Consider the following 20,097-nt stretch of genomic DNA (forward strand, 5'->3'; position numbering starts at 1 on the left):
TCGCCGCTCTGTACAATCTGTCTCGAGGATTCGCCGTCTCGTACATCGGAGAAGGAGAGGTCGTGGAGGAACCGACGCTTCGGGCGCTGCTGCGACGCCCGGATCTCCGACTGCGGCTGGTGTCCGAGGAGCGACGACTGCGCGACGGCGCGCTGGATCGGCCGCTGCGCTGGGTGCACTCCTCCGATCTCGCCGACCCGACCCCTTTCCTCGCGGACGAGCTCGCTCTCCTGACCACAGGGACGCAGTTCGCCGACGGCGATGCCGCCGGCGCGGCCGCCTACGTCGGCCGGCTGCAGGAGCGCGGTGTCGTGGGGCTCGGCTTCGGCAGCGAGGTCCACCGCACCGGCGTCCCGCCGGAGCTGATCGAGGCCTGCGAGGCGGCCGGCATGCCTCTGTTCGAGGTTCCGTACGAGACGCCGTTCATCGCCGTCGCGCGCGCGCACTCCGAGGCGATCGCCGCGCAGGCGTACGCACGCCGGACCTGGGCGCTGGACGCCCAGCGCGCGCTCGCGATCGCGGCGCTGAGACCCCGCGGACTCTTCGCGACCCTGGCCGAGCTCGCCCGGCGCCTCGAGCGCTGGGTGGGCATGTTCGACGCCGCGGGCGTGCTCGTCCACGAGCACCCTCAGGGCGGACTCGCGCCGGAGGATGCCGCGGCGCTGGCCTCGCGCGCCGCGGACCTGCTCGCCCGGGGAGGGCAGGCCGGCCAGTCCCTCACCCTCGGAACCGCGTCGTACACTCTGTTCACGCTGGGGCGCGGCGGGCACCTGCGCGGCGTCATCGCGATCGCGACCGCGTCGCTGGATGCCGAGGCCCGCGCCGTCGTCACCTCGGTGATCGCGATGGCGGGACTCGCGCTCGAGCAGAACGAGCAGCTCGCGCGCAGTCGTCGGCGCCTGCGCAGCCAGGTGCTCGCCTCGCTGATGCTGGACGATCCGACCCTGGCGCGCCGCGTGCTCGGCTCACTCCCGCACGCTCCCATGCTGGTCGCGATCGCCGACGCCGACGCACCCCTGGAGGCGGTGGAGGAGTTCTGGGAGCGGCACAGGTCGGACGGGGCGACCGGGGTGTTCACCGCGGAGTCCGACGACGGGTTCGTGATGTGCGTCGCTGAGGAGGACGGAGCGCTGTTCGACGAGATCTCCGCGCGCTTCGGCATCCGGATCGGCGTGTCCGAGCCGGAGCACTACGCGCGGTTCTCGCATGCCCACGCTCAGGCCGCCGCGGCGCTGCGGCGCGGCCGGTCGGGTGTCGTGCGGTTCGCCGACACGGTCTCGGACAGCATCCTCACGGCGTTCGCGACCGACGAGGCACGGCTGATCGCGGAATCCCGGCTGGCGCCGCTGCGTGCGCATCCGGATCTGGAGCAGTCGCTGCGGGTGTGGCTCGAGCACGACGCGCGCATCGAGCAGGCGGCGTCGGCCCTCGGCATCCATCGTCACACGCTGCGTGCGCGCATCGTCCAGGCGTCGGGGCTGCTCGGCCGGGACCTGTCGTCGTTCCCCGCGCGCGCCGAGCTGTGGGCGGCTCTGCAGACCGTCCGCTGATCCCGTCTCCCCGCCGAGGTCAGGCGCTGAGCTCCATGTCGCGGCGGGTGATCGCTCCGGCCAGCTCACCGCCGCGCAGCAGGGTCTCGATGTCGTCGAGGGCGGAATCCGCGAGACGACGCACCTCGGTGCCCATGGAACCCGCGATGTGCGGCGTCAGGGCGACGTTCGGCAGCCGGCGCAGCGGTGCGTCCACGGGCAGCGGATCGGGATCGGTGACGTCGAGCACGGCGTCGATCCGCCCCGAGGCGCATTCGTGCAGCAGCGCGTCGTGGTCGATGAGCGACCCGCGTGCGGTGTTGATCACCGTGGCCCCGTCGCGCAGGGCCGCGAGCTCCGCCCGCCCGATCATGTGCCGCGTCTCGGGCAGCGCGGGCGCATGCAGCGAGAGGACGTCGGTCCTGGGCAGCATGTCCGCGAGCGGGACGAGCTCGCCTCCCGCCGCCGCGACCGTCCCGGCGTCGACGAACGGATCCGCCACGAGGACCGTGACGCCGTCCAGCTGCTGCAGCATCCGCACGACGCGTCGTCCGATCCGCGAGAACCCGACGATGCCGACCGTGCGTCCGACGCGCCCGTAGGCGCCGGAGCCGACCAGGTCGCCCCAGCCGAAGGATTCGCTCGCCTGGTTGCGAACGTGCACGAACGCGCGCTTGAAGGCGAGCACGATCGAGGCGAAGGTGAACTCCGCGACGGGGACCGCATTGGCGTCGGCGGCGGAGGTCACGACGATTCCGCGCTCCCAGAGCTCGTCGGAGACCAGGCCCTGGACGCTCCCGGCCGCGTGCACGACCGCGCGCAGCTGCGGCATCCGGTCGAGAAGGTCGGCGTCGAGACGCGGTGCGCCCCAGGACGTCAGGAGGATCTCCGTGTCTCCGAACGCTCCCGCGTCCAGACGAAGCGACCGAGCCGACGAGAGCGACCTCAGCCGCTGCATCCGCACCTCGTCGAACAGCAGGTCGAACACCTCGGGGCTCATGGCGGTGCGGATGACCCCGCTCACGCGCGGACCTCGTCGATCTCGAGGACGGGCCGCAGAGTGTGCCGGCTGTTCGCCCACGCGACGTAGAGCGCCGGGGCCGCGGCGAGCCCGATGGCGATCGCCGGCATGGTCGTGAACAGCGCCGCCTGCACGGCGAGAACGGCGAAGGACAGCGCCGTCAGGTACCAGCGCCGGATGCCGAGGTACACCGCCGCCCGGACGACGTCGCGCAGCCGCGCGCCGGGCGCTTCGGCGAGCGCGACGAGGCCGATCAGCACGGCGGCGAGCGCGAGCAGGGTCAGGATGCCGAGCACCGGGACGACCGCCACGGATGCGGCCGTGCCCGAGAGCACGCGCACGTCGACGAGGAGGACCACCACAAGCGCGGTGCCGCCGAGGCCGAGCAGCATGGCCCTGCGCCACGTCGTCCGCCATCCGCGCCAGAAAGCGCGGACGACCTGTGTCTCCCCCGCGGCGTGCTCGCGGAACGTGGCGAACGCGGCGGACAGCGCGGGCGCCGCAAGCGGGGCCGCCGCGGCCAGCAGAGGCCAGGAGTGCACCGGATCGGTCGTGAAGAGGAGCAGGATCAGCGGGGCCGCCGCCACGAGGACCAGCAGGTTGACCATGAGCCCCAGGTGGACGACGCCGAGGATCGCCGCCCAGGTGCTGTGCGAGACGCGCTTCATCTCAACCCTTCATCCCGCTCGTCGCGATGCCCTCGACGAAGTACTTCTGGCCGAGCAGGAAGATGACGGCGATCGGGATGACCGAGATCGTCAGCCCTGCGAACAGCAGCGCGTAGTTGGTGTCGAACAGGTTGCTCACGAAGCTCTTGAGACCGAGCTGGATCGTCCACAGTTCGGGATCGCGCAGGTAGATCAGCGGACCGAGGTAGTCGTTCCAGGTGTTGACGAAGGTCAGCAGCGTCAGGCTCGCGATCGCGGGCACCGACAGCGGCACCATGATGCGCCGCCAGATCCCGTACTCGCTGAGCCCGTCCAGGCGCGCGGCCTCGCTCAGCTCCTCGGGGATGGTCTCGTAGTACTGCTTCATGAGGAACACCCCGAACGCGCCGAACGCCTGCAGCAGGATGATCGCCCACAGCGTGTTCGAGACCTTCAGGTTCGAGAGCAGGATGAACTGCGGGATCATGTAGGACTGCCACGGCACGGCGATCGTGCCGATGTAGGCGAGGAACAGGATGTCGCGGCCGGCGAATCTCATGCGCGCGAAGCCGTACGCGGCGAAGGAGCCGGTGAGCACCTGGAGGAACGTCACCGACACCGCCAGGACCAGCGTGTTGCGGATCCAGGTGAGCATGTCGGACTGGGTCCAGATGTCGAGGTAGTTCTGCCACACGAAGGTGTCCGGGATCCAGACCACCGGGACGGAGAACACCTCGTTCGCCGTCTTCAGCGAGCTCATGATCATCCAGAAGAACGGTGCCAGCAGTCCGATCGCCGCGAGAACGAGCGCGACGTAGCCGAGGACGCGACCGACGCGCCGGCCGGCGGACGACTGCCCGACCCGACGCGCGGGAGCGGGCGAGGGATCGGTCAGCCGGCGCAGAGGACGCCGCCCGGTGACGACGAGTTCGGTCTGGGTCATCATGCGCTCCGCTTCTTGTTCCACAGGAACTGACCGATGGTGACGAGGATGCAGAGGAAGAACAGCGCGACGGCCGCGGCGGACGCGTAGCCGAACTGCGACTCCTCGAAGCCCTTCCTGTAGATGAACTGCGACAGCACGAGGGTCGCCTGGCCGGGGCCGCCGTCGGTCATCACGAGGATGAGGTCGAAGATCTTGAACGAGTTGATCGTCAGCATCACCGTGACGAAGAACATGGTCGGTCGCAGGCACGGCAGGGTGACGTTCACGAAGCGCTGCCACACGTTCGCGCCGTCCACGCGAGCGGCTTCGTGCAGTTCGCGCGGCACGGTCTGGAGCCCGGCGAGGAACAGGATCATGTAGTAGCCCATGTCGCGCCAGGTCGAGACGATCACGACGGCGGGCATCGCCCACTCCGCCGAGGTGAGCCACCCCGGCGGGTTCTGGATGCCGAGAGCCCGGAGGATCTCGTTGACGGGTCCGTAGTCCGGGCTGAACAGCAGGTTCCAGACGACCGCGATCGCGACGATCGAGGTGATGTACGGGAAGAACGCCGCCGTCCGGAAGAACGCGACTCCGCGGAGCTTGTTGTTCAGCAGCAGCGCGAGCCCCAGCGACACGACGATCGTCAGCGGGATGTGCATGACGGAGTAGTAGATGGTGTTCCAGAACGCGATGTGGAAGCTGCCGTCCCCCATCAGCCGTTCGAAGTTCGCAAGGCCCACCCAGTCCGCCTTGCCGAACACGTTCCAGTTCGTGAACGCCATGTAGAACAGGATCAGAACCGGCAGCAGGGTCAGGAATCCGAACCCGGCGAAGTTCGGCAGGATGAAGCTCCAGCCGATCAGGGCGTTGCGGCGGCGCAGCGCCGAACGTCGCCGCTTCACCGGCGCCTCCGGGGGCTTCGGTCCGACGGCGGGTGCCTCGGTCGTTGTCATGTCGTCTCCTGGGTGGATGCGGATGCCGGTGGGGCGTGGGGCCGGCCCGCGGCCGGCCCCACGCGGGCGTCAGTCGAGGCCGACTTCGCTCTCGACTCGCTGCTCGGCGGTCGCGATCGCGTCCTCGACCGTCTCGGACCCGGACAGGACGGCGGTGTGCAGATCGGCGAGGATGCCCTGGATCGCGGCGGTCTTGTTCGACGTGGGGTTCTCCGGCAGCGTCTCGTGCGTCGCCCAGGCGAAGCTCGACAGCTCGTCGGCGGGAGCGCCCTCGACGGAGAAGTACGCCTCGGCGATCGCGTCGTTCGTCAGCGCCGGGGTGATGCCGATGCCGGCCAGCAGCGTCGCCGCCTCCTCCGACGAGGCGAACTCGAGGAACGCCTTGGCCGCGTCGGTCTTGGCGGAATCGATGTTCGCGTTGATGCCGAAGCCGGTCGGGTCTCCGAACGTCACCGGGGTGGCCTCGGTGCCGGTGGTCGACTCGTCCGCCTGCGGAACGGGAGCGATGCCCCACTCGAACTCGTTCGCCTCGCCGGACGCCTGCTGAGCGATCAGGGTCGCGGTGTACCAGGTGCCCATGAGCATCATCGCGGCCTTCTGTGTGCCGAACTCGCCCTGATAGGTCAGCTGGTTCGCCTTGGCCGTGTTGAAGTCGACCTGCGCTCCGGCATCCTGCAGCGCCAGCGTGCGCTCGTAGTAGTCCGCGAGGTTGCTGAAGTCGCCCTCGAGGATGTCGGTGCCGGTCTGCGCGTTGGCGAAGCCCTGCACGGTGGACTGCCAGTTGTGCAGGTAGGCGCCCTTGGAGGCGTCGGTCGTGAGCGCCTCGGCGGCGGCGTCGTAGTCCTCCCACGTCCAGCTCCCGTCCGGGTAGGAGACGCCCGCCGCATCGAACAGTGCCTTGTTGTAGAAGAGCACCCAGGAGTCCTGGCGATACGGCGTGGCGTAGGCCGCCCCGTCGACCTCATAGGACTCGGCTCCGCCGATGCCGTCCGGCAGCGGCACGTCGGACACGTCCAGCAGCTGGCCGCCCTCCTGGAAGGTCGTGAGGTACTTGACCTCCTTCTGCGTGATGATGTCCGGTCCGGACCCCGCGGCCAGGTCGGCCGTGACCAGGGTGTTGTACTCCGTGGGGTCGTACTCCTTCAGTTCGACCTGCACGTTGTCGTGCTTCTTCTCGAACTCGTCGGCGAGCAGCTGGAACTCGGGCGTCGTGTCGATGCTCCACGCCGAGACGGTCAGGGTGACCGGCGCGTCGGGATCGGCGGCTTCTCCGGAGTCGCCGCTGCAGCCGGCGAGGGTCAGGGCCGCGACGGCGGCGATGCTGCCTGCGGCGAGGATCTTGCGGTTCATGGGTGCTGCTCCTTTGCGATGGCGTTGGCCCGTGGACGGGTCGGATCCGGGTGTCAGGACGCCCGGAGGTCTGTCAGGTCTGCGGTGGTGCGAGTGCCGTCGCCCCAGGTGACCGTGGCGGAATCGCCCTCGATCACGACGGCCGGGGTCCCGGTCGAGCCGGACGGGAGGCCGGCCAGGCGCACGGCGACGGCGGTCCAGCGGCCGGTGACCGGCTCGTAGGAGATCACGGGAACGCGGGCGACGGGACCGAGCGGGCTCGCGTCCGTCCTCTCGGCGATGCTCGCCGTGCCGCCGGGCGTCAGGGCGACGACGGAGCTGACCCGCCCGTCCGCCCGCGCCGAGGCCGTGTCGCCCGTGAGGTCCGACTCGACCGTCTCCGCCGCGATCGCCCAACCGCCGATGCGGAGAGCGGTGGGCGCGGCATGCGGCTCGAGCGTGTCGAGACGCACCAGGCGCACCTCCCACGCCCCGCGGACGATCGACCGGATCGTGATCCGACCGGCGAGGGTGACCTCGCCGGTGATCCCGGATCCGTGCCGCACCTGCGCCGGAGCCGGGTCGATCCAGTGCGCGTGCGCCGTGGACCCGGCGATCGCCGATGCTCCCCCGATGCGGGCACCGAGCAGTTGCATGCCCGCGCGATGCGTCGCACGTCCGTCCGCATGGATCAGCGCGATCGACTGCTCGAGTGGCTCCTGCCAGGCGTCCCCGTTCAGCAGCGGGCTCGCCGCCGTCGAGTATCCGATCCGGGTGTACAGGGGCGAATCCCCGACGAGGTCGCCGGGACGGGCGTGGTCGGTGCCGTGGTTGACGACCCGCACGATGCCGTCGTCCCGCGTGACCGAGACGATCCAGCCGGCCGGTTCGACGACGCGCAGCTCGTCCTCCGCCTCGGAGGGCAGCAGGCGCGTCTCGGCCGTCCACACCGGGTGGTCGGCGGGCAGGGCGATGCCCAGCATCCCCTTGGCCGCCCAGTACGGCGAACCGGTGCCGGAGTAGTTCTGCGCCAGACGGCGCCAGGGCCCGTGCCAGCCGAGATCCAGCAGGTCGAGCTCGTTCGGGACGCCATGCTCGGCGAAGTGCGCGACGATGCCCGAGGCCGCGCGGCGCAGCTGCCCGAGCGGAACCGAGGGCACCTCCGCGAACACGCCCGCCCAGAAGGGTGCTGCGGCCGCGAACCGGTAGACGAGGCTGCGCCCCTGGATGAGCGGGGAGCCGTCGGCGCCGACGAGCGCCACGGCGTCGCGCAGGTACTCGTCCAGCCGGGCGATGTCGGCACCCGTCCGGCCGTTCGCGAGGTCGGACGCCCCCTGCATGCGGGCCCACAGGATCGGGTACAGGTGCAGCGCCCAGCCGACGTAGTGGTCGTAGGAGCGCTCGTCGCCGTCGGAGAGCCATCCGCCGCTGCGTACGAAGGAGTCGTGCCTGGCGAGGTCGGCGTCGATGTCGCTCTGCGACCAGGGGCCGCCCACCGAGCGGAGGAAGGTCTGGACGACGATGCGGAACCAGACCCAGTTCGTCTGCGGATAACTGTCGTCGCCGACGACGGGGGCGAGATAGTCGATCACCCGCTGACGGGTGGTCGCGTCGAGACGGTCCCAGATCCAGGGGCGCGTCATGTCGAGGATGAGGGCGATGGATGCCGCCTCGACTTTGGCCTGCGCGTGCTCATCGAGCCGGACCCAGCGATCGGGCGCTTCAGGGTCGACGCCGGCGGCGATTCCGCGGGAGTAGTCGGCGATGAGCTCGTCGACGCCCTCGCCGCGTGCCCCGGCGATGCGGAATCCGGCGAGCAGGAATGTGCGGGCGAATCCCTCGAGCCCGTCGACGTCGCGGCCGTATCCGCCGGAGGTGCCGGGCGGCGTGATGCGGGCGAAGTTCTCGGAGGCCCAGCGGCGGGCGCCGGCGAGCAGCCGATCGGCGTAGGCCAGCCAGTCGTCGCGGGTCCAGTCGTGCACGGATCTCTCCTTTGAAATGCGGGCGGTCGTCTCGGGCAGCGAACCGCATTCGGAGATTAGCAATCTTTTTCGTTCATGACAACACGCAATACGTTTCTTCTTGTTCGCTTATGATCGTTTATAGAATCGGCTCGCCGCGTCTCCCGAGGAGACCGGGTCGATGACGGTAGAAAGTACGGGAAGAGGCGAGGAAGCATGACGGACGACAACGCGCACGCGCTGCTCGCGGCCGAACGGCGCGAGCACGTGCTCGCCGCCCTCGCGCGGGACGGCGCCGTGCGGATCTCGCAGCTCGTGGACGACCTGGGCGTCACCCCGGTGACGCTGCGACGCGACCTTGCCCAGATGGAGGGCGAGGGGCTGCTCGTGCGCGTGCACGGCGGGGCAGTCGCCCCGAAGAGCGCGACAGTCCCGGCATCCCCTCCCGCGGCCATCACCGACCCGGAGCCGCCCACCAGGACCGTCGCGGTGCTCGTGCCGTCGCTGAACTACTACTGGCCAGGCGTCGTCCGGGGCATGGAGGCCGAGGCGCGTGCCCGAGGGCTGAACGTGGTCCTGCGCGGAGCCTCCTACGAGCTGCAGGACGAGCGCCCCGTCCTTGAGAGGATCGTCGCGAACGACGACATCTCGGGCCTCATCGTGGCGCCGAACACCGACACCCCGCACGCCCAGGACGTCATGCAGTGGCTGCACGAGTCCGGCATCCCCACCGTGCTCGTCGAGCGCGACGCCGTGACCCTGCCGGACGGCGCACCGGTCGAATCGGTCACGACCGATCATGCGCTCGGCGCCCGGCTGGCGGCGCGCCACCTCGCCGCTCTCGGGCACCGGCGCGTGGGACTGGTGATGTCGCGCAACTCGCCGACCTCCCGCAAGATCGCCCAGGGCTGGCACGGCGCCGTCGAGGAGCTCGGGCTCCAGCCTTCCCCGCAGGGGGAGACGATCCTCCCCGACCGCGCGAGCGGCGAGTTCACCGCCGAGGTGAACGCGGCCCTGGATTCGATGAGGGACGCCGGGATCACGGGACTGCTCGTGCACTCGGATCCCGAGGCGATGGCCGTGGTCGACCTCGCCCTGAACCGGGGCATCTCGGTGCCGGAGGATCTGTCGATCATCGCCTACGACGACGAGGTCGCGCAGCTGTTCACGCCGGCGCTGACCGCCGTGAGCCCGCCGCGTGCGTCGGTGGGACGCACGGCCGTCGACATGCTCGTGCACCGGATGGGCAGCCCCGACCGCCCCGTGCATCGCGTGCAGCTGAGCCCGCAGCTCATCGTCCGGGCGAGCACCGCCGCTCGGCGGGCCTGAGCGCGTTCGGCGGCCTCTCAGGCGCCCGGGGCGTGCGCCTCGAGGAACTCGTACACGTCGGTCGTGTCGACACCGGGGAAGGCCCCGGTCGGCAGGGTCGCGAGCAGCGTCCGCGGGGTCTTCACGTTCGGCCAGGACTGCTCCCGCCAGCGCTCCTCCAGCTCCGCCGGCGCGCGACGGCAGCACACCTCGACGGAGTGCTTCGAGACGCCGCGGTGCGGAGTGTCGCGCCCCACGAACCACTTCGTGTCGTCGAAGCGCACGCCCACGCTCACCGAGTGCAGCCCTTCGCTCGACGCCTCGACGCGGGCCGTGCACCAGTAGGTGCCGTTGCCGGTGTCGGTGTACTGGTAGTACGGGTTGAACCGGTCGTCCTCGTCGAACACGACCCGGCTCGTCCAGCGCCGGCAGCACATCTGCCCCTCGATCGCACCGAGCCGATCCGTGGGGAAGTTCACGTCGTCGTTCTCGTACGCCTTGGTGATGGTCCCCGACTCGTGCACCTTCAGGAAGTGGACCGGGATGTCGAGGTGGCGCGTCGCGAGATTCGTGAAGCGGTGCGCCGCGGTCTCGTACGAGACCGAATACGCGTCGCGCAGATCCTCGATCGAGATCTCCCTCCGCGACTTCGCCTCCTTCAGCGCCGGGACCACGTGCGCCTCGGGGATCATCAGCGCCCCGGTGAGGTAGTTGGTCTCGACCCGTTGGCGGAGGAACTCCGCATAGCTGCGCGGTTCGGCGTGGCCGAGGATGCGGCTCGACAGCGCCTGGAGCACGGCCGTGCGGGCATCGCCCTTCGCCTGCACCTGCGCGGACAGGTACAGCCGGCCGTGCGCGAGGTCGGCGACGCTGCGAGTGGTCTGCGGAAGGTCGGATGCATAGTGCAGCGTGAAACCGAGGTGCGCGGCGATCTCCGAGGCCGTGCGCTGCGTCAGGGGTCCTGCGGGGTGGTCGACCGCGGCGAGGATCTCGGCCGCCTTCGCTTCGAGGTCGGGGAAGTGGTTGTCCTGGTCGCGCATGAGGTGGCGCAGTTCGACGTTCGCGCGCCGGGCCTCCTCGGGAGTGGCCGCGCGCTCGTCCTTCAGCCGGTCGATCTCGCCGTGCAGTGCCAGGAGCGCCTTCAGCGCCTCGGTCGGCACGCTCTTGCCGATGCGGAACGGCTCCACGCCCAGCGCGCGGAACGTCTGGCCCTTCATGGCGCGTTCCAGCGCCACCTCCAGCGCGCTGCGCTCGTCCAGCGGCTCCCCCTCGAGCAGGGCGTCGATGCTCGTGCCGAGCGCGCGGGCGATCGCCTGCAGCAGCGTGAGCTTCGGTTCGCGTTTGCCGGTCTCGATCATGGACAGCTGGCTGGGGGCCCGATCGACCGCAGCGGCGAGCGTCTCGAGCGTCATCCCCCGGGCGGTGCGCAGCCGCCGGATGCGGCGGCCGATGGTCAAGGCATCCGTGTCTTCCACGACCTGTGACGGGTTCATAGCCGCGATTCTGTCACGAAAACAGAAATACATATGAATTTCTCCTCGAATTCGTTCGAAGGCATGCGGCATCTTCACTCACAGTGGATGCCAAGCCCACCCGATCCGACGGAGGAGACAGACATGACGAACACCACGCCGACCGGCCTGCGAGCCGGAGACCAGGTCCAGACGGCCGCCGAGCTCCGGGCGATCTGGGACACCGACCCGCGGTGGGACGGCATCGAGCGCACCTACACCGCCGAAGACGTCATCCGCATCCGCGGTTCGGTCCGTGAGGAGTCGACTCTCGCCCACCGCGGCGCGGAGAACCTCTGGAACCTCCTGCACACCGAGGAGTACGTGCGCGCCCTCGGCGCGTACACCGGCGGGCAGGCCGTGCAGCAGGTCCGCGCAGGGCTCAAGGCCATCTACCTCTCCGGCTGGCAGGTCGCCGCCGACGGCAACCTCGCGGGTCAGACCTACCCCGACCAGTCGCTGTACCCGGCGAACTCGGTCCCGGCGATCGTCCGGCGCATCAACAACGCGCTGCTGCGCCAGGACCAGCTCGAGCACGCCGAGGGCGAGATCACGCAGGACTGGCTGGCTCCGATCGTGGCGGACGCCGAGGCCGGATTCGGCGGCCCCCTCAACGCGTACGAGCTCGCCCAGTCGCTCATCCAGTCCGGTGCCGCCGGCATCCACTGGGAGGACCAGCTGGCCAGCGAGAAGAAGTGCGGCCACCTCGGCGGGAAGGTGCTCGTGCCCACGCAGCAGCACATCCGCACGCTCAACGCCGCCCGTCTCGCCGCCGACGTCGCCGGCGTTCCGACCGTCATCATCGCCCGCACGGACGCCCTCGCCGCGGACCTGCTCACCAGCGACGTCGACGAGCGCGACCGGCAGTTCACCACCGGCGAGCGCACCACCGAGGGCTTCTACCGGGTCCGGGCCGGCATCGGGTCGGTCATCAGCCGGGGGCTCGCGTTCGCCCCCTACGCCGACCTGCTGTGGGTCGAGACCGGCGAGCCGGACATCGCCCTCGCCCGCGAGTTCGCCCAGGCGATCCACGCCCAGTACCCCGGCAAGCTGCTCGCGTACAACTGCTCCCCCAGCTTCAACTGGCGCCGCCACCTGTCGGATGCCGAGATCGCGACGTTCCAGCAGGAGCTGGCCGAGCTCGGTTACAAGTTCCAGTTCATCACGCTGGCCGGCTTCCACGCCCTGAACCACTCCATGTTCGACCTCGCCCGCGGATACGCCGAGCGCGCCATGAGCGCCTACGTCGACCTGCAGGAGGCCGAGTTCGCCGCCGAGGCATCCGGATACACCGCCACCAAGCACCAGCGCGAGGCGGGCACCGGCTACTTCGACGTCATCTCGACCGCGCTCAACCCTGACAGCGCCACCCTCGCCCTCGCCGGCTCCACCGAGGCCGCGCAGTTCCATTGAAATTCGTTCGTTGAGCGAGCGAAGCGAGTCGAAACGTCTCTCAGACGCAAACGCGTTTCGACTCGTCGCTCCGCTCCTCGCTCAACGAACGAGAGAGACGAAGGATTCATCATGACCACTCCCACCGCTCCCCCGACCGCTCCGTCCCCGACGCTGCACGGGCCCGCCCTGCAGATCACGGGTCCGATGCGCGATCGCTTCGACGAGATCCTCACACCGGAGGCCGTCGCCTTCCTCACCGAGCTGCACCATCGCTTCGCGTCGCGCCGACACGACCGCCTCGCCGATCGCATGCGGCGCCGGTTCGAGATCGGCAACGGGCACGACCCGCGCTTCCGCGACGACACGGCGCACATCCGCGAGGATGCCGAGTGGCGCGTCGCCGGCGCAGGGCCAGGGCTCGAGGACCGCCGCGTCGAGATCACCGGGCCGACCGACCCGAAGATGACGATCAACGCGCTCAACTCCGGCGCACGCGTGTGGCTCGCCGACCAGGAGGACGCCACGAGCCCGACCTGGGGCAACGTCATCGGCGGGCAGCTGTCGCTGCGGGATGCGATCCGGGGCGAGCTCACGCACACCTCCCCGGAGGGCAAGGAGTACCGCGTCACCGCCGAACGCACGCCGACGATCGTCATGCGTCCCCGCGGCTGGCACCTCACCGAGAAGCACCTCACCTTCGTCGACCGCTCCGGCCGTGCCATGGCGGCGTCGGGGTCGCTCGTGGATTTCGGGCTGTACTTCCTGCACAACGCCGCGGCGCTGATCGAGGCCGGCCGCGGTCCGTACTTCTACCTCGCGAAGCTGGAGTCCAGCGAGGAGGCGAAGCTCTGGGACGACATCTTCACCTTCAGCGAGGACTACCTGGGACTCGAGCACGGCACGATCCGGGCCACCGTCCTCATCGAGACGCTGCCGGCGGCGTTCGAGATGGAGGAGATCCTGTTCGAACTGCGCGACCACTGCGCCGGCCTGAACGCGGGCCGCTGGGACTACATCTTCTCGATCATCAAGAACTACCGCGGGCGCGGCGCCCGGTTCGTGCTCCCGGACCGCAGCGAGGTCACGATGACGGTGCCGTTCATGCGGGCCTACACCGAGTTGCTCGTGAAGACCTGCCATCGCCGGGGGGCCTTCGCGATCGGCGGCATGAGCGCGTTCATCCCGAACCGGCGCGACCCCGAGGTCACCCGGAGGGCGATCGAGAAGGTCTCGGCCGACAAGCGCCGCGAGGCCGGCGACGGCTTCGACGGCACCTGGGTCGCGCATCCGGATCTGATCCCGACCGCGCAGGCCGAGTTCGACGCCGTGCTCGGCGACCGCCCCAACCAGATCGATCGCCAGCGCGACGACGTGGAGGTGCGCGCCGAGGACCTGCTCGATCTGCACATCGGCCGTCCGATCACGGATCAGGGCGTGCGGGACAACGTCTCGGTCGCGATCCGCTACCTCGAGGCGTGGTTGCGGGGTCTCGGCGCCGTCGCGATCGACAACCTCATGGAGGATGCCGCGACCGCCGAGATCTCCCGCTCCCAGGTGTGGCAGTGGATCCACCAGGACCGCACCACCGAGGAGGGCACGGCCATCACGGCCGAGCACGTCGAGGGCATCATCGCCGAGCTGCTGGCCGGCATGGACCGTCGGGAGGGCGACCGGTTCGACGACGCCGCGGAGATCTTCCGCGAGGTGTCCCTCGGCGCGGAGTTCCCCGCGTTCCTCACGATCGGCGCCTACAACAGGTACCTCGTCGAGGCCGACTGATCGCACCGGCCGATGCTCCTCCGGACCAGCTCCGGAGGAGCATCGGCCGGTGATGGTCACGCCCCGACGGGCTCGGCGTCCAGCCGCTCGCGGACGCCGGCGTCGAGGATCAGATCCGGGGCGCCCAGCGCCTCCTCCAGCTGCGCGATGCTCGAGACCCCGATGACCGGGATCACGGGAACCTCGCCGCCGAGCAGCCACGCGAGGGCGACCTGGTTCGGAGTCGCCCCGATCTCAGCGGCGATCTCGTGCAGCACGGCGCGGCGGGCGCGGCTGGTCGGGTGGTCCACTCCGCCCCACAGCGGCTTGTCCAGGCGTGCTATCGCGCCCTGGTGCAGCGGCGAGTACGCGGTGATGGCGAGCTGCGGCCTCTCCCGGGTCCCGGTCGACGCCGCGTAGTCGAGCAGGCCCGGTGTCACGAAGTTGTTGCGCCCGAAGCGCGGCGCCGGGTGCAGATAGCTGTACTGCTGCTGCACGACGCCGTACGGAGCGACGCCCTGGCGGCGGGCCTCCTCGCGCGCCTCGACGACCCGCCAGGTCGCGACGTTCGAGATTCCCGCGATGCCGATCAGCCCCTCACGTTGGAGATCGCCGAAGGCGCCGACGGTCTCGGCGAGTTCCACCTCGCGGTCGTCGACGTGACCGTAGAGCACGTCGATGCGGTCGACGCCGAGGTGCCTCGCGCTCTCCGGCGCCTGCTTGCGGATGACCTCGGCCGACAGGCCCTCGTAGTTCGTCGGCGGCGTGGTGGACAGCGGCTTGGACGGGTCCTTCTTCGCCGCGCCGACCTTGGTCGCGATGCGCAGTGAGTCGCGGTGTCCGCGCTCGCGCAGCCAGGCGCCGAGGAGGTCTTCGCTGTCGCGACCTGTTCCCCCGACCCAGGCGTTGTAGTTGTTCGCCGTGTCGAGGAAGGTCCCTCCCGCCTCGACGAAGCGGTCGAGGATCGCCCGGGCAGTGGCGGGATCCGTGCGCGTGCCGAAGTTCATCGCCCCCAGGCAGAGCGTCGAGACCTCGAAGGAGGTGGTGCCGTCGGTGAGAGTGCGGTACTGCATGGGAGTGTCCTTTCGCGGAGATGACTCCACGGTACGAAGCCATCGGCCCGGCAGTACACTCCAATCAGCATGCAGAAGACCAGACCGATTCTCGCGTGGGACACGCTCCTCGACCTCGGCGACTCCGCAGCCCCCGAGCGCAGGAACCTGCGCGACCGGCTCGAGCACGCGCTCCGCCAGGCGATCGACGAGGGACGGATCCCGCGCGGTTCCGCGCTTCCGCCCAGCCGCTCCCTCGCCGAGACGCTCGGCGTCTCGCGCTGGGTGGTGACCGAGGTCTACGGGCAGCTCGTCGCCGAGGGCGTGCTCGAGGCCCGGACAGGTTCGGCGACCACGGTCGCCGTGCAGCCCGGGCTCGCCGTGCCGGATGCCGAAAGCGGCACCGTGCGCCGTCCGCGATCCGATGCGCCAGGCACACCGAGCTCTCGTCGCCCGCCCCAGAGGCTCGCACCGCGCTACGACCTCAGACCGGGGCTTCCCGATCTGCGGGCCATCCCGCGCTCGCGCTGGTCCGCGGCGGTCCGCTCTGCGCTGGCCGATCTCCCGGACCGGGCGTTCGCGACGGAACTCGGCGCCGGGCACCGCCCAGCCCGGGAGGCGGTCGCCTCCTATCTGGCCCGTTCCCGTCGCGTGTCGGCCGACGCCGGCGACATCGTGATCACGCACGGCGCGACCGACGGCATGCGGATCCTCGCCCGGGAACTGCACCGGCGCGGGCATCGTCATCTGCTCGTCGAGGATCCGAGCTGGCCGCGCCTGCGCGACGTCGCGGAGGAGTGCGGGCTCGCTCCGGTTCCCGTCGGCGTCGATGGCGACGGCGTCGACACCGACGCTCTTCGCACTGCGGCCCGGCGCACCGGTGCGCGTGCCGCACTGCTCACGCCCGCGCACCAGTTCCCGCTCGGCGCCGCTCTGTCACCCCAGCGGCGGGAGCAGATCGTCTCCTGGGCGCGCGATGTCGACGCCGTGCTGATCGAGGACGACTACGACGCCGAGTTCCGCTACGACCGCCGCCCGGTCGCCGCACTGCAGAGACTCGCACCGGACCGCGTCGCTCTGATCGGATCGCTGTCGAAGTCGATCGCACCGGGCCTGGGGCTGGGGTGGCTGGTGCTGCCGCGCGGACCGGGCGCGTCACCGGCGAGCACGCCGTCACTCGTCGATCAGGCGGCGCTCGCGCATTTCCTCACGGAAGGGGACCTGGAACGCCATCTCCGCCGGGCCCGCGCCCGGTTCCGGCGTCGCCGCAGCGCCCTGCTCGCCGCCCTGGAGCGCGAACTGCCCGACCTCGACGTGTCCGGGATCGCGGCGGGGATGCATCTCGTGCTCGCTCTCCCCGCTGGGGCGTCGACACAGGACATCGTGCGCCGCGCCGCCGAGCGCGACGTCGCCGTGGTCGCGCTGGAGAGGTACGCGTTCCGGAGTCCGTCGCGGCCGGGGCTGGTGCTGGGCTACGGCAACCTCGACGACGCGCTGGTGGACGAAGCGGTCGTCCGCCTCGCCCAGGTCATCCGCGACGCCGCCCGCGAGTCGCAGCCGATGTGACCGACTCCCGCCGCCCTGTGGATAACCCGAGATCCCCGTCGGCGCTCGGGCGTACGCTCGCGAACATGTCGAGCCTCGCCATCACCTACCGGCAGGCGGCCCCGTTCCGCCGGGTCGCCTCGGTCCTGCTCAGCATCCTGACCGTCGTGCTCTCCATCGCGATCCTCGCGGTCTTCGTCACCCGCCCGTCGACGTTCCTTGGCGAGGGGACGTTCGGGCTCGACCCGGTCCGCACGGCCCTGATGGAGTCGCGCGAAGTCCTTCCTCTCGCCCCCATCGCGGCTCTCGCCCTGCTCATCGGGATGCAGAAGAGGGATGCATCCGGCCGTCCGGTGCGCCGCGTGCCGATGGCCTTCGGCGTCGCGGCGGCCATCCTGTGCGCGCTGACCGTCGTCTATCCGAACGTGTCGGTGATCATCGCGGCGCTCCTCTCCATCGTGGGCTTCCTGGTGATGAACGGCGCAGGATGACGCGACGGCGGCCCTCGTCGGGTCGGCGCGGCGTACCCTGGGGTCATGACCGATGCGTGGAGCGGGATCGCCCGCGAGTTCCTCCACAACAACGCTACGGGGCCGCGACTGCTCGCCGTCTCCGGCGCCGAGGAGGATCGCTCGCGTCGCGCCGCCGACGAGCTCGCCGAAGCCCTCGCCGAACAGGGCGTGGCGGTCGAGCGCACGCATGCGGATGCGACGGAGGCCGCTGATCTGCGCGAGCGCGTCGTCGCCCCCTTCCGTGCCGACCGCTCAGCCGATCGCGTCCTGGTCGTCTCCGGTCCGGACGGTCTGCTGTCGGACGAGGTCCGCGGGCTCTGGCACTTCACGCTCTGGAACTCCGCGGGAGACGAGCCGACGCATCCCGATGCCGCCTCGCTCGTGGACATGACGGACCCGGCCCGCCCGTATCGCCGCTACGCCGATTCGTGCGGCACGGCGGAGTGCTGCAGCGACTGAGGCCGGTAGCCTGTCGCCATGACCGAGGATCGCGCCGTGACCGTCCCCCTCCGGGTGCGCGTCGCTCGGGTCCTCGTGATCGTGGCGCTCAGCATCGCCGTGCTGTCGCTCATCGTGGCGCTCCTGACGACGCTCACCGCCGGGGCGTGGCCGCACGAGACCAGGGCGCTGCCGGGTCTGCTCGGGGGCGTTCTTCCCGCCCTGGCGATCGCCACGATGATGCTGGCGGTCGTGGGCGCCGTTCTCGTGCTGCCGCCGCCGCGCCACCTCCGAGTGCTGCTGCCCGTCCTGATCGCGGTCGCGCTGGCGATCCTCACGATCTGGGTCGTCGCGGCCTCGCCCGTGTTCGCTCCGCTCGACTGCGGCGCGTCCTGCTGAGACGGCGGATGCCGGCGCGCACGCCTTCCGAGTAGCATCGGAGGCGTGACCGAACGCGCTCCCGTCTCCCGCAAGCTGTCCGCCATCGCCGAGTCCGCGACCCTCAAGGTGGATGCCAAGGCCAAGGCTCTCAAGGCCGAGGGCAAGCCGGTCATCTCCTATGCCGCCGGCGAGCCCGACTTCGCGACGCCGCAGTTCATCGTGGATGCCGCGGCCGCCGCCCTGGCCGAGCCCGCCAGCTATCGCTACACGCCCGCTCCGGGTCTTCCGGCTCTGCGCGAGGCGATCGCCGAGAAGACGCTGCGCGACTCGGGGCTCGCGGTCCAGCCCTCCCAGGTCATCGTCACCAACGGGGGCAAGCAGGCCGTCTACCAGGCTTTCCAGGCCGTCGTGAATCCCGGCGACGAGGTCCTGCTGCCCGCGCCGTACTGGACGACCTACCCCGAGGCGATCCGGCTGGCCGACGGCATTCCGGTCGAGGTGTTCGCCGGTGCCGAGCAGGACTACAAGGTCACGGTGGAGCAGCTCGAGGCGGCCCGCACCGACCGAACGACGGTGCTCGTGTTCGTGTCGCCCTCGAACCCGACCGGTTCGGTCTACACGGCCGACGAGACGCGTGCCATCGGCGAGTGGGCGGTCGAGCACGGCATCTGGATCATCTCCGACGAGATCTACCAGAACCTCACCTACGAGGGCACGAAGGCGACCTCGATCGTCGAGGCCGTGCCGGATGCCGCGAACCAGACGATCCTCGTCAACGGCGTCGCCAAGACCTACGCCATGACCGGATGGCGCGTGGGCTGGATGGTCGGCCCCGCCGACGCCATCAAGGTCGCCGGCAACCTGCAGTCGCACCTGTCGAGCAACGTGAACAACGTGGCGCAGAAGGCGGCGATCGCGGCGCTGACCGGACCGCAGACCGAGGCCGAGCAGTTCCGCGAGGCGTTCGACCGACGCCGGCGCCGGATCGTCGCGGAGCTGTCGCAGATCGAGGGCGTGAAGGTCCCGAACCCGCTCGGTGCGTTCTACGTGTACCCGGACGTGCAGGGCCTGCTGAACCGCGCGTGGGGCGGCGTGACGCCGACGACGTCTCTGGAACTCGCTGATCTCATCCTCGAGCAGGCCGAGGTCGCCGTGGTCCCCGGCGAGGCCTTCGGACCGTCCGGGTACCTGCGCCTGTCGTACGCCCTGGGCGACGACCAGCTGCTCGAGGGCGTCCAGCGCCTCCAGCGCCTGTTCGCGTCCTGACCCTCCGCGGTCTTACCTGCGCGGCCCGCCCCGGCCCTCGCGAGACCTCTCCCTGCTGACGAGACCCCGCCGTATTCGCGCGAATACGGCGGGGTCTCGTCAATCATGAGAGGTGTCCCGTCGGGAGCGGTCAGTCCTCGAAGCCGATCAGCCAGCGGATGCCGTAGCGGTCGACGACCTGGCCGTCATAGTCTCCCCAGGGTCGCTTCTGCAGCGGGTCGACGACCCGCCCTCCTGCGGCGAGGGCGTCGAACCAGCGCGTGAGGGTCGCGGCATCCGCGGTCCCCAGCAGCGAGAAGCTCGCGCCCACGATGTGCACGGCGTCCTCGTCCGGCCCGGCGTCCGCCGCGAACAGCTCGACGGGGCCCGACACGTGCCCGTGGGCGATCGCGTCGTCCGGGCCGTCGACGCGACTGAACTGCGCGTAGGTGGCCAGCGAGAGCTCGCCACCGAACACCTCGCGGTAGAAGGTGAGCGCTTCCGCGGCGTTGCCGGGGAAGAAGAGGTACGGGACGAGTCCGGGCATGACGCGAGCCTACGCCCGCGCCCTCCTCCGCGGCGAG

At 70.4% G+C, this 20,097-nt stretch carries 18 protein-coding genes; 9 read left to right on the top strand and 9 right to left on the bottom strand.

The window, feature by feature from the left end:
• The first annotated feature begins 62 nt into the window (after window positions 1-62).
• Window positions 63-1,550, top strand: coding sequence for a PucR family transcriptional regulator (locus tag AC3RXZ_RS15280; RefSeq protein ID WP_491494591.1), 1,488 nt, complete (start codon window positions 63-65; stop codon window positions 1,548-1,550).
• Between the two features lie 19 nt (window positions 1,551-1,569).
• On the opposite strand, the gene AC3RXZ_RS15285 is transcribed toward AC3RXZ_RS15280, so the two are convergent.
• The 6 genes from AC3RXZ_RS15285 to AC3RXZ_RS15310 form a co-directional block, all read right to left on the bottom strand.
• Entirely contained in the window at window positions 1,570-2,553 is a 984-nt protein-coding gene (locus AC3RXZ_RS15285; RefSeq protein ID WP_491494592.1) for a hydroxyacid dehydrogenase, read from the bottom strand.
• On the bottom strand, window positions 2,550-3,218 hold the full coding sequence (locus AC3RXZ_RS15290; protein ID WP_491494593.1) for a DUF624 domain-containing protein: 669 nt from the start codon (window positions 3,216-3,218) through the stop codon (window positions 2,550-2,552). Before AC3RXZ_RS15290 ends, AC3RXZ_RS15285 begins: the two co-directional genes overlap by 4 nt.
• 1 nt (window position 3,219) lies before the next feature.
• Window positions 3,220-4,143 carry a carbohydrate ABC transporter permease gene (locus AC3RXZ_RS15295; RefSeq protein WP_491494594.1) on the bottom strand — a complete coding sequence of 308 codons (924 nt, stop codon included), beginning with the start codon at window positions 4,141-4,143 and terminating at the stop codon, window positions 3,220-3,222.
• Window positions 4,140-5,078, bottom strand: a complete 939-nt coding sequence (locus AC3RXZ_RS15300; RefSeq protein WP_243229838.1) for a carbohydrate ABC transporter permease — start codon at window positions 5,076-5,078, stop codon at window positions 4,140-4,142. Before AC3RXZ_RS15300 ends, AC3RXZ_RS15295 begins: the two co-directional genes overlap by 4 nt.
• A 69-nt stretch (window positions 5,079-5,147) precedes the next feature.
• Entirely contained in the window at window positions 5,148-6,428 is a 1,281-nt protein-coding gene (locus AC3RXZ_RS15305; RefSeq protein ID WP_491494595.1) for an ABC transporter substrate-binding protein, read from the bottom strand.
• A gap of 53 nt (window positions 6,429-6,481) precedes the next feature.
• Window positions 6,482-8,389 (bottom strand): DUF2264 domain-containing protein, encoded by a 1,908-nt coding sequence (locus AC3RXZ_RS15310; RefSeq protein ID WP_491494596.1) that lies wholly within the window; start codon window positions 8,387-8,389, stop codon window positions 6,482-6,484.
• Window positions 8,390-8,584: 195 nt separating this feature from the next.
• Between AC3RXZ_RS15310 and AC3RXZ_RS15315 the strand changes: the two genes are divergently transcribed.
• Complete coding sequence (locus AC3RXZ_RS15315) at window positions 8,585-9,697, top strand: LacI family DNA-binding transcriptional regulator (RefSeq protein WP_491494597.1); 1,113 nt, start codon at window positions 8,585-8,587, stop codon at window positions 9,695-9,697.
• A gap of 17 nt (window positions 9,698-9,714) precedes the next feature.
• Here AC3RXZ_RS15315 and AC3RXZ_RS15320 read toward each other — a convergent pair whose 3' ends face one another.
• Window positions 9,715-11,169: a helix-turn-helix domain-containing protein gene (locus tag AC3RXZ_RS15320; RefSeq protein WP_491494598.1), complete on the bottom strand. Its 1,455-nt coding sequence runs from the start codon at window positions 11,167-11,169 to the stop codon at window positions 9,715-9,717.
• 123 nt (window positions 11,170-11,292) lie between these two features.
• Here AC3RXZ_RS15320 and aceA point away from each other — a divergent pair, with 123 nt between their 5' ends.
• Together aceA and aceB are read left to right on the top strand one after the other, a co-directional pair.
• The gene (gene aceA, locus AC3RXZ_RS15325; protein ID WP_491494599.1) at window positions 11,293-12,600 is read left to right on the top strand and encodes an isocitrate lyase; all 1,308 of its coding nucleotides are present in this window, start codon (window positions 11,293-11,295) and stop codon (window positions 12,598-12,600) included.
• Window positions 12,601-12,711: 111 nt separating this feature from the next.
• Window positions 12,712-14,361, top strand: a complete 1,650-nt coding sequence (aceB, locus tag AC3RXZ_RS15330) for a malate synthase A (RefSeq protein WP_243229827.1) — start codon at window positions 12,712-12,714, stop codon at window positions 14,359-14,361.
• A gap of 56 nt (window positions 14,362-14,417) precedes the next feature.
• Here the strand turns inward: aceB and AC3RXZ_RS15335 are convergent, their stop codons facing one another.
• A complete protein-coding gene (locus tag AC3RXZ_RS15335) occupies window positions 14,418-15,413 on the bottom strand; it encodes an aldo/keto reductase (protein WP_243229826.1) in 996 nt (331 codons plus the stop codon).
• 69 nt (window positions 15,414-15,482) lie between these two features.
• Between AC3RXZ_RS15335 and pdxR the strand changes: the two genes are divergently transcribed.
• The 5 genes from pdxR (at window position 15,483) to AC3RXZ_RS15360 (ending at window position 19,534) form a co-directional block, all read left to right on the top strand.
• The gene (gene pdxR / locus AC3RXZ_RS15340; protein ID WP_491494600.1) at window positions 15,483-16,958 is read left to right on the top strand and encodes a MocR-like pyridoxine biosynthesis transcription factor PdxR; all 1,476 of its coding nucleotides are present in this window, start codon (window positions 15,483-15,485) and stop codon (window positions 16,956-16,958) included.
• A gap of 65 nt (window positions 16,959-17,023) precedes the next feature.
• Window positions 17,024-17,428 (top strand): hypothetical protein, encoded by a 405-nt coding sequence (locus AC3RXZ_RS15345; RefSeq protein ID WP_243229823.1) that lies wholly within the window; start codon window positions 17,024-17,026, stop codon window positions 17,426-17,428.
• Between the two features lie 45 nt (window positions 17,429-17,473).
• Window positions 17,474-17,908: a hypothetical protein gene (locus tag AC3RXZ_RS15350; protein WP_491494601.1), complete on the top strand. Its 435-nt coding sequence runs from the start codon at window positions 17,474-17,476 to the stop codon at window positions 17,906-17,908.
• 18 nt (window positions 17,909-17,926) lie between these two features.
• A complete protein-coding gene (locus AC3RXZ_RS15355; RefSeq protein WP_491494602.1) occupies window positions 17,927-18,286 on the top strand; it encodes a hypothetical protein in 360 nt (119 codons plus the stop codon).
• Window positions 18,287-18,331: 45 nt separating this feature from the next.
• Window positions 18,332-19,534 carry a pyridoxal phosphate-dependent aminotransferase gene (locus AC3RXZ_RS15360; RefSeq protein WP_491494603.1) on the top strand — a complete coding sequence of 401 codons (1,203 nt, stop codon included), beginning with the start codon at window positions 18,332-18,334 and terminating at the stop codon, window positions 19,532-19,534.
• A 130-nt stretch (window positions 19,535-19,664) separates the two neighbouring features.
• On the opposite strand, the gene AC3RXZ_RS15365 is transcribed toward AC3RXZ_RS15360, so the two are convergent.
• Entirely contained in the window at window positions 19,665-20,060 is a 396-nt protein-coding gene (locus AC3RXZ_RS15365; RefSeq protein ID WP_491494604.1) for a VOC family protein, read from the bottom strand.
• Window positions 20,061-20,097 lie beyond the last annotated feature (37 nt).

The organism is Microbacterium cucumeris (assembly GCF_058349845.2).